This window comes from Sphingobacteriales bacterium (genome assembly GCA_016719635.1).
GTDB lineage: Bacteria > Bacteroidota > Bacteroidia > Chitinophagales > JADIYW01 > JADJSS01.
Map to the genome: position 1 here is coordinate 156,181 of JADJYT010000009.1, position 8,977 is coordinate 165,157.

The window sequence follows — 8,977 nt, forward strand, 5'->3', positions numbered from 1 at the left end:
GATAGTATATATCATGGCACAGAAAATTAGAATAAAATTAAAATCGTACGATCACAATCTGGTGGACAAGTCTGCTGAAAAAATCGTAAAAACGGTGCGCAGTGCCGGAGCAGTGGTAACCGGTCCAATTCCATTGCCTACCAACAAGAAAATATTTACGGTGTTGAAATCACCACACGTAAATAAGGTGGCGAGAGAGCAGTTCAAATTGTGTACGTACAAGAGATTATTGGATATTTACAGTGCAACACCAAAAACTGTAGATGCATTAATGAAATTAGAATTACCAAGTGGTGTGGATGTAGAAATTAAAGTGTAATAAGTCATGGCAGGAATAATAGGAACAAAAGTAGGTATGACCAGTATTTTCGGCGAAGGCGGTGCGATAATTCCATGCACGGTTATTCAGGCTGGTCCTTGCGTGGTAACGCAGAAAAAATCGAAAGATAAAGACGGTTACGATGCGGTACAATTAGGTTATGGTGATAAGAAAGAAAAAAACACCACGAAACCAATGAAAAAACATTTCGAGAAATCCGGCGCTGCCCCTAAAGCAAAATTAGTGGAGTTCAGGGGTATGGATAATCTGAATGTCGGAGATGTGGTAACATCAGAAATCCTGGCTGAAGGAGAAAAAGTGGCGATTACCGGTACTTCCAAGGGAAAAGGATTTCAGGGTGTTGTAAAACGTCACGGATTTGGTGGTGTGGGTGGCCAGACACACGGTCAGCACAATCGTCTGCGTGCGCCGGGTTCATTGGGTGCCTGTTCGACACCGGCACGTGTTATGAAAGGAATGAAGATGGGTGGACGCATGGGCAGTGACCAGGTAAAGGAATTAAGCATTAAAATCATTAAAACGCTCCCGGAAGAGAATTTAATCATCGTTAAAGGTGCTATTCCGGGACATAATGGATCTTACGTAATCATCGAGAAAAAAAAGTAAGATATTCAATCCATCCATCGGATAAAAAAAATAGGAAATGAAAGCAGAAGTATATAATATTAATGGACAAGCCACAGGAAGAACAATCGAGCTGCCTGAAGATATCTTCGGTATCGAACCTAATGAGCACGTTATCTACTTGGCCGTGAAGCAGTACCTGGCAGGAAGAAGAAGCGGTACGCATAAGACATTGGAGAAATCTGAATTATCCGGCTCCACCCGAAAATTACACAAACAGAAAGGTACCGGTGGTTCCAGAAAAGGAAGTATCAAGAACCCATTGTTTAAAGGTGGAGCGAGAATCTTCGGACCACGTCCGCGTAACTACGATTTTAAACTGAACAAGAAAGTAAAATCACTGGCTAAGAATTCTGCATTGTCTGTCAAGGCGGCTGATAATGCGATTAAGGTGGTGGAAGATTTTTCCTTTGAAACACCAAAAACGAAAGAATACATCAGATTCTTACAGGCTTTTGGCTTGGAAAACAAGAAATCACTATTGGTATTGCCGGAATTAATTGACAACATTTATTTATCCGGCAGAAATATTCAGGGTGCAGGCATTGCGGTGGCGGAACACTTGAATACCTATGATATCATGAATAACAATACCATCCTGATCAGTGAAAAATCAATTGAAGCAATTGCAAATTCTTAAATAATAAATAGAATGGAAGTTCTGAAAAAACCTTTAATCACCGAAAAAGCATCTGCACTCTCTGAAAAAGCAGGCAAGTATACTTTCCTGGTGGAAAAAAAGGCAAACAAAGTAGAGATAAAAAAGGCGGTAGAGAAAATGTACGGCGTTAATGTGGAAGAAGTAAATACACTGGTGATGGCTTCAAAGCCTAAAAACCGTAATACGAAAACACGCGTAATCTCCGGAAGAAAAGGCAGCTACAAAAAAGCAATCGTCAAGGTAGCGAAAGGTGAAACAATTGATTTCTATAACGAGATTTAATTCTAAAGAAAGTTTAAACGATGTCAACTAAAAAATACAATCCGGTCACGCCCAGTTTGAGATACAGAGTAACAAACTCTTTTGCTGAGGTAACTACCAGTACTCCGGAAAAATCATTGATAGCACCGATAAAAAGATCAGGTGGCCGTAACCAGAAAGGTGAAATGACGATGCGTTATATCGGCGGCGGCCATAAGAGACAATACCGTATTATTGATTTCAAAAGAAATAAATTTGATATCCCGGCTACTGTCAAAACGATTGAGTACGATCCGAACCGTTCTGCATTCATCGCCTTGGTGGTGTACAAAGACGGCGAGAAAAAGTATATCATCTCTCCGGAAGGATTGAAAGTGGGTCAGGAAATAGTCTCCGGACAAAGCGTTCCGCCGGAAGTGGGTAATACATTACCGATTGCAAATATGCCATTGGGTTCTGTAATACATAATATCGAATTGCAACCGGGCAAAGGTGCATCTATCTGCAGAAGTGCGGGTACATACGCTCAGCTGACAGGTAAAGACGGAAAATACGTGGCCATCAAATTGCCATCCGGTGAATCCCGTATGGTGTTGGGTACTTGCCTGGCAACTATCGGTACCGTTTCCAACTCGGATCATAATTTAGGAGTGAGCGGTAAAGCGGGCGCTTCCAGATGGAAAGGCAGAAGACCTCGTACACGTCCGGTAGCGATGAACCCTGTGGATCACCCGATGGGTGGTGGTGAAGGCAGGGCATCCGGCGGTCACCCACGTTCAAGAAGCGGAAAGATTGCTAAAGGCCTGAAAACCAGGAGCAAAAACAAAGCGTCTAATAAATACATTATCTCAAAAAAATCAAAATAACAGGTTAAGAGAATGGCTAGAAGTTTAAAAAAAGGTCCTTACATAGCGTACCATCTGCAGGCAAAGGTAGATGCTATGAATGCTGCAAGTAAAAAAACGGTAATCAAAACATGGTCAAGAGCCTCTCTGATTACGCCTGAGTTTGTAGGGCATACATTTGCAGTACACAATGGCAATAAATTTATCCCGGTGTACATTACGGAAAACATGGTGGGACATAAGCTGGGTGAGTTTTCTCCAACCAGACAATTTAAAGGACATTCAGGTAACAGAAAATAAGTAAACCATGGGAGCTAGAAAAAGATTAGTTGCAGAAGCAAGAAAAGAAGCAAAAAAATCAGTTTGCGATGCCAGAGCTACAGGAGTTCCGACGTCTCCGCGCAAAATGAGATTATTGGCGGATGTCATCAGAAATAAGGATGTGTTCGATGCTTTGAATATATTGACGTTCTCTACCAAACACGCATCTAAAACACTGGAAAAACTGGTGCGTTCGGCAATTGCCAACTGGGAACAGAAGTTTGAGACTAAAGCAGAAGACAGCGAATTATTCATAAAGGAAGTTACCATCGACAGCGGAAGAATGCTGAAACGTTTTCAACCGGCTCCTCAGGGAAGAGCTTACAGGATTCGTAAACGTTCTAACCATATCACCTTACAACTGGCAAGCCGTACTATGGCAAACGCAGAAACGGTAACAGAAGATTCATCTAACGAAAACTAAAATAAAAAGAAATTAATGGGACAAAAGGCTAACCCGATAGTAAACAGATTAGGCATCATCAGAGGATGGGACTCTAATTGGTATGGCGGAAAAGATTTTAGCGATAAATTGATTGAAGATCAAAAGATTCGTAAATACCTGAACGCTCGTATCCAGAAAGGCGGTATTTCTAAAATCGTGATCGAAAGAACATTAAACAGAATTACCATTTCCATCAACACTTCCCGCCCGGGTATCATCATCGGAAAGGGCGGAAACGAGGTGGACAGAATCAAGGAAGAGATCAAGAAACTGACGAAAAAAGATGTTCAGATCAATATCGTTGAAATCAGAAGACCGGAGATTGATGCAGCTATCGTGGGTGAAACCGTTTGCAAGCAACTGGAAGCGCGTGTTAACTTCCGTCGTGCCGTGAAAATGGCGATTGCATCAGCTATGCGTTTAGGCGTGGAAGGTATTAAAATCAAATGTTCCGGTCGTTTGGGCGGTGCTGAGATGGCAAGGAGTGAAGAGTACAAAGAAGGGCGTACGCCATTACATACATTCAGAGCAGATATCGATTATGCCTGGAAGGAAGCGGAAACGATTTACGGAAAGATCGGCGTGAAAGTATGGATTTGCAAAGGGGAAGTATTCACCAAGCGTGACCTGTCACCGAACATCGGCATGGATGAAGGCAGCAAGAAAGGCAGCGATCGCAGAGAAGACAGAAGAGGCGGCGACAGACGTGACGACAGAAGAGGTGGTGGCGACAAACGTGGAGGCGGAGCAAAGCCAAGAGGCGAAAAAACAGAAAGCAGAGGGCCAAGAAAAAAATAGATTGAATTAACTAATTAACAGAAGAAAGATAGAAGATAAAAGAAGGATTTAAGAAATCTTACATCTCAAATCTCAAATCTCAAATCAAAATAAGGTGTCATGTTACAACCGAAGAGAGTAAAATTTAGAAGAGTACACAAAATGAAGATGAAAGGCATTGCGTACAAAGGTTCGCAATTGTCATTCGGTTCATTCGGTCTGAAATCCTTAGACGAAGGATGGTTGACCGACCGTCAGATTGAGGCAGCTCGTATTGCACTGACCAGACACATGAAACGGGAAGGTAAAGTTTGGATTAATATATTTCCGGATAAACCTATTACGAAAAAACCGGCTGAAGTTCGTATGGGTAAAGGTAAAGGTTCCTTAGACCACTGGGTGGCGGTAGTTAAACCGGGAAGAATCCTGTTCGAAGTGGAAGGCGTATCCAGACAGATTGCAGAAGAGTCTTTAAGTCTGGCAGCTCAGAAATTACCGGTATTGACCAAATTTATTGTTAGACGAGATTACGACGGTAACTAATTAAAATACAACTATGGCAACTACAATAGCATATAGCGAAATAGCAGGATGGACGACAGAAGAGTTGAATAACGAATTGTCAGCAACAAAAATGAAACTGACCAAATTGAGATTCAACCACGCTATCACACCATTGGAAAACACCAATGTCTTGGGCGAAACCAAAAGACACATTGCACGTATCCAGACTGAATTGAAGAAAAGACAATTATCTAAACAAGCATAAACAAAGTGCAGATGACAACCGAGTTAACAACGGAAAGAAAATTAAGGAAAACAAGAGTAGGGGTGGTTACTTCCAACAAAATGGAGAAAACCATTACCGTATCTGTTGTCCGTAAACTGAAACATCCCAAGTATGGTAAATTCTTGAAGAAAACCAAGAAATTTCATGCACACGATGAAAACAATGAATGCAACATCGGCGATACCGTAAAAATTATGGAAACACGCCCTTTAAGTGCAACAAAGAGATGGAGATTACTAGAAATCGTTGAAAAGGCTAAATAAAAATGGTACAACAAGAATCAAGACTGAGAGTAGCTGACAACAGCGGAGCCAAAGAAGTACTTTGCATCAGGGTACTGAAAGGCACAAGAGCAAGATATGCATCTATAGGCGACAAGATCGTAGTGTCTGTAAAAGAGGCAATGCCGGGTGGAAACGTCAAAAAGAAACAGGTATCCAAAGCGGTAGTGGTAAGAACTAAAAAAGAAATCAAACGCAAAGACGGAACGTACATTCGTTTTGACGACAACGCCGTGGTGTTGTTGAACAATCAGGATGAGCCACGAGGCACCCGTATCTTCGGTCCGGTTGCAAGAGAGTTGAGAGATAAAGATTTTATGAAAATTATTTCATTAGCACCAGAAGTATTATAACATGAGCACACAAGCACAAAAGCGTTTTGCGCCGAAATTAAAAATAAAAAAAGGAGATACGGTCGTTGTGATCGCCGGGGAATATCGCGGTAAAAGCGGCAAGGTACTCGAAGTATATCCTAAGGAAAACCGTGCATTGGTGGAAGGTATCCGGATCATATCCCGCCATACCAAACCAAATGCACAGAATCAACAGGGTGGTATCGTAAAGAAAGAATCACCCATCCACATCTCTAACCTTATGGTGTCTGTAGGCGGAAAGGCTACACGCATAGGCAGAAAAGTGGAAGAAGGAAAATCAGTTAGAATCGCTAAAACAACAGGGGAGGTAATTAAATAATGAGCTACATTCCTACACTCAAGAAGAAATATACTGGCGAAGTTGTACCGGCTTTGATGTCAAAGTACAATTACAAATCAGTAATGCAGGTACCTAAATTGGTTAAGATAGTAATCAACCAGGGAGTTGGCGCTGCCGTTGGAGACAAGAAACTGATAGATAACGCAGTCGATGAGATCTCAAGGATCGCAGGACAAAAAGCGGTGTCTACCAAATCTAAGAAAGCTATCTCCAACTTCAAACTAAGAGAAGACTTACCAATCGGGGTTCGTGTAACATTACGCGGCGAAAGAATGTATGAGTTTCTGGAAAGATTGATGGCGGTGGCATTGCCACAGGTGCGTGATTTCAAAGGTATAAACGACAAATCGTTTGACGGAAGGGGAAATTATACGTTAGGTATAACGGAACATATCATCTTCCCGGAAATCGATATCGACAAAATATCCCGTATCAGCGGTATGGACATCACATTTGTTACATCAGCGAATACGGATGATGAAGCACATGCATTATTAAAAGAAATTGGTTTACCATTTAAGAAAAAATAGAATATGGCAAAAGAATCCATGAAAGCACGCGACGCGAAGCGTTTGAAATTAATAAACAAGTACAAAGCTAAGCGTGAGCAACTGAAAAAAGCAGGCGACTACGCTGCGTTGGACAAGCTTCCTAAAAATGCATCTCCCGTTCGTTACAGAAACAGATGCAAGTTAACCGGACGTCCCCGTGGTTACATCGGCTTCTTCGGCTTATCCAGAATTCAATTCAGGGATTTGGCGAGCTACGGAAAAATCCCGGGATTAACCAAAGCAAGCTGGTAAGAAAGAAAAATAATTTTAAAAAAAACAGTGAAGGTGGGAAACTGAATTGAAGCCAGTTTAAGTCTCACATCTAAGCGATCTAAAACAAAAAAAATAAAATGGTTACAGATCCAATAGCAGATTTCCTAACTAGAATCAGAAATGCACAACTCGCTGGTCACACCATCGTTGACATTCCTGCGTCTAACATGAAGAAAAAATTAACTGAAATCTTACACGATAACGGTTATATCCTGAAATTCAAATTCGAAGAGGACGGTCCTCAGGGAATTATCAAGATTGCCTTGAAATACAATCCTGAAACCAAAGAACCGGCCATCAGAGAATTGATCAGAATCTCCAAACCCGGCTTGCGCAGATATGCTCACGTGGCAGGTATTCCGAGAGTTAAAAACGGTTTAGGTATAGCTATCCTGTCTACGTCAAGAGGTATCCTGACAGATAAACAGGCTAAAAACCTGAAAGTAGGTGGAGAAATTATTTGCATAGTATCATAAAAAATCAGACATGTCACGCGTAGGAAAATTACCAATAACAATACCGTCAAAAACGGAAGTGAGCGTTGCAGATAATAACGTAGTCACTGTGAAAGGACCAAAAGGAACTTTGTCTGAAAGAGTAGACAGAGATATTATCGTTAAGGTAGAAGACGGTAAAATCACTTTTGAACGTCCGACAGAACAAAAACGTCATAAAGCACTGCATGGGTTGTACAGATCACTTGTAAACAATATGGTCGTGGGTGCAAGTGATGGCTATAAAAAAACATTGGATGTCGTGGGTGTTGGTTTTCGTGCCAGCAACCAGGGACAACTGCTGGAATTATCCATCGGTTACTCTCACCCTGTGTATGTTTTATTGCCGGATGAGATTAAAGTGACGACAGTATCTGAAAAAGGGCAGCCTCCCCGCATTCTGCTGGAGAGCACAGATAAACAATTGATTGGTCAGGTAGCTGCAAAAATCAGAAGTTTAAGGAAACCGGAGCCGTATAAAGGAAAAGGTATTAAATATACGGAAGAGATATTACGTAAAAAAGCGGGTAAATCTGCAGGTAAAAAATAATCGGCAGGTACGAGAGTATCTCCAGTAATTAAAATAAAATTATTGTCATGGCAGTAACGAAACTATCCAGAAGAGAAAAAATCAAATACAGAATTCGCCGTAAACTGGGCGGGACTGCAGATCGTCCGAGATTATGCATTTTCCGAAGCAACAGTGAAATCTACGCTCAGATAATTGATGACGTAACACGTAAAACATTGGTATCCGTTTCATCCCTTAAGGTGAATGGTACTAAGACAGAGCAGGCAAAAGCAGTGGGTACCGCCATAGCTGAAAAAGCGAAAGCAGCCAACATTTCTGCAGTGGTTTTTGACAGGAATGGATTTTTATATCACGGCAGGGTGAAAGCATTGGCCGATGCTGCCAGAGAAAGTGGTTTACAATTTTAATTGCATAACGATAAAAGAATATGTCAAAAGTAAAAGAAAATAAAGTCAGAGCAGCTGCAGAATTGGAGTTGAAAGAAAAAGTAGTAGGCATCCAGCGGGTGGCGAAAGTGACCAAAGGGGGCCGCACATTCAGCTTTTCAGCGCTGGTGGTGGTTGGAGATGGCAACGGAACAGTTGGACACGGCTTGGGAAAAGCACGCGAAGTTCAGGAAGCTATTCAGAAAGGTATCGACGACGCCAAGAAGAACCTGGTGAAAGTGCCTATCTTAAAAGGAACCATTCCTCATGACCAGTTGGCAGAGTTCGATGGAGCTAAGGTATTGATCAAACCTGCCTCACACGGTACGGGAGTAATCGCCGGAGGTTCTATGCGTGCCGTATTGGAAAGCGCAGGCGTACATGACGTATTGGCGAAATCATTAGGTTCTGCCAACCCGCACAACGTCGTAAAAGCTACCATTCACGCTTTAACCTTGTTAAGAGATCCGTTCCGCGTATCAAAGGACAGAGGGATAAAATTGTCTAAAGTATTTAACGGTTAACAATTATGGCTAAGATAAAAATTACGCAGGTAAAGAGTACCATCGACAGGAGTCAACGACAAAAAGATACCATCAAGGCATTAGGTATTCAGAAGGTAAACAGAAGCGTTGAGAAAGAG

The 8,977-nt window shown here is 41.8% G+C and carries 20 protein-coding genes; all 20 read left to right on the plus strand.

Translation table 11 applies throughout. The features are described 5' to 3' along the window. The first annotated feature begins 13 nt into the window (after positions 1–13). Positions 14–319 (plus strand): 30S ribosomal protein S10, encoded by a 306-nt coding sequence (rpsJ, locus tag IPM95_13265; GenBank protein ID MBK9330240.1) that lies wholly within the window; start codon positions 14–16, stop codon positions 317–319. Positions 320–325: 6 nt separating this feature from the next. Further along, a complete protein-coding gene (gene rplC / locus IPM95_13270) occupies positions 326–946 on the plus strand; it encodes a 50S ribosomal protein L3 (protein MBK9330241.1) in 621 nt (206 codons plus the stop codon). A gap of 37 nt (positions 947–983) precedes the next feature. Beyond that, complete coding sequence (rplD, locus tag IPM95_13275) at positions 984–1,604, plus strand: 50S ribosomal protein L4 (GenBank protein MBK9330242.1); 621 nt, start codon at positions 984–986, stop codon at positions 1,602–1,604. A gap of 12 nt (positions 1,605–1,616) precedes the next feature. Next, a complete protein-coding gene (rplW, locus tag IPM95_13280) occupies positions 1,617–1,907 on the plus strand; it encodes a 50S ribosomal protein L23 (GenBank protein ID MBK9330243.1) in 291 nt (96 codons plus the stop codon). 20 nt (positions 1,908–1,927) lie between these two features. Beyond that, the gene (gene rplB, locus IPM95_13285) at positions 1,928–2,752 is read left to right on the plus strand and encodes a 50S ribosomal protein L2 (GenBank protein ID MBK9330244.1); all 825 of its coding nucleotides are present in this window, start codon (positions 1,928–1,930) and stop codon (positions 2,750–2,752) included. Positions 2,753–2,764: 12 nt separating this feature from the next. Then, on the plus strand, positions 2,765–3,031 hold the full coding sequence (gene rpsS, locus IPM95_13290; protein MBK9330245.1) for a 30S ribosomal protein S19: 267 nt from the start codon (positions 2,765–2,767) through the stop codon (positions 3,029–3,031). Positions 3,032–3,038: 7 nt separating this feature from the next. After that, the gene (gene rplV / locus IPM95_13295; protein MBK9330246.1) at positions 3,039–3,476 is read left to right on the plus strand and encodes a 50S ribosomal protein L22; all 438 of its coding nucleotides are present in this window, start codon (positions 3,039–3,041) and stop codon (positions 3,474–3,476) included. Between the two features lie 15 nt (positions 3,477–3,491). Beyond that, complete coding sequence (gene rpsC, locus IPM95_13300; GenBank protein MBK9330247.1) at positions 3,492–4,295, plus strand: 30S ribosomal protein S3; 804 nt, start codon at positions 3,492–3,494, stop codon at positions 4,293–4,295. A gap of 99 nt (positions 4,296–4,394) precedes the next feature. Continuing rightward, complete coding sequence (rplP, locus tag IPM95_13305) at positions 4,395–4,817, plus strand: 50S ribosomal protein L16 (protein ID MBK9330248.1); 423 nt, start codon at positions 4,395–4,397, stop codon at positions 4,815–4,817. A gap of 13 nt (positions 4,818–4,830) precedes the next feature. Then, positions 4,831–5,043: a 50S ribosomal protein L29 gene (rpmC, locus tag IPM95_13310; protein MBK9330249.1), complete on the plus strand. Its 213-nt coding sequence runs from the start codon at positions 4,831–4,833 to the stop codon at positions 5,041–5,043. 11 nt (positions 5,044–5,054) lie between these two features. Then, on the plus strand, positions 5,055–5,327 hold the full coding sequence (rpsQ, locus tag IPM95_13315) for a 30S ribosomal protein S17 (protein MBK9330250.1): 273 nt from the start codon (positions 5,055–5,057) through the stop codon (positions 5,325–5,327). A gap of 2 nt (positions 5,328–5,329) precedes the next feature. Next, complete coding sequence (gene rplN / locus IPM95_13320; protein MBK9330251.1) at positions 5,330–5,698, plus strand: 50S ribosomal protein L14; 369 nt, start codon at positions 5,330–5,332, stop codon at positions 5,696–5,698. A gap of 1 nt (position 5,699) precedes the next feature. Next, positions 5,700–6,038: a 50S ribosomal protein L24 gene (gene rplX, locus IPM95_13325; GenBank protein ID MBK9330252.1), complete on the plus strand. Its 339-nt coding sequence runs from the start codon at positions 5,700–5,702 to the stop codon at positions 6,036–6,038. An 8-nt stretch (positions 6,039–6,046) separates the two neighbouring features. Beyond that, a complete protein-coding gene (gene rplE / locus IPM95_13330; protein MBK9330253.1) occupies positions 6,047–6,589 on the plus strand; it encodes a 50S ribosomal protein L5 in 543 nt (180 codons plus the stop codon). Positions 6,590–6,592: 3 nt separating this feature from the next. Further along, positions 6,593–6,862 (plus strand): 30S ribosomal protein S14, encoded by a 270-nt coding sequence (rpsN, locus tag IPM95_13335; GenBank protein ID MBK9330254.1) that lies wholly within the window; start codon positions 6,593–6,595, stop codon positions 6,860–6,862. A gap of 98 nt (positions 6,863–6,960) precedes the next feature. Further along, complete coding sequence (gene rpsH / locus IPM95_13340) at positions 6,961–7,359, plus strand: 30S ribosomal protein S8 (GenBank protein ID MBK9330255.1); 399 nt, start codon at positions 6,961–6,963, stop codon at positions 7,357–7,359. Positions 7,360–7,369: 10 nt separating this feature from the next. Next, positions 7,370–7,927, plus strand: a complete 558-nt coding sequence (gene rplF / locus IPM95_13345) for a 50S ribosomal protein L6 (GenBank protein ID MBK9330256.1) — start codon at positions 7,370–7,372, stop codon at positions 7,925–7,927. A gap of 47 nt (positions 7,928–7,974) precedes the next feature. Beyond that, positions 7,975–8,316: a 50S ribosomal protein L18 gene (locus IPM95_13350; GenBank protein ID MBK9330257.1), complete on the plus strand. Its 342-nt coding sequence runs from the start codon at positions 7,975–7,977 to the stop codon at positions 8,314–8,316. Between the two features lie 20 nt (positions 8,317–8,336). Further along, positions 8,337–8,858 carry a 30S ribosomal protein S5 gene (gene rpsE, locus IPM95_13355; protein ID MBK9330258.1) on the plus strand — a complete coding sequence of 174 codons (522 nt, stop codon included), beginning with the start codon at positions 8,337–8,339 and terminating at the stop codon, positions 8,856–8,858. A gap of 5 nt (positions 8,859–8,863) precedes the next feature. Then, positions 8,864–8,977: 50S ribosomal protein L30 (locus IPM95_13360; GenBank protein MBK9330259.1), on the plus strand; the 114-nt coding region annotated here is incomplete at its 3' end.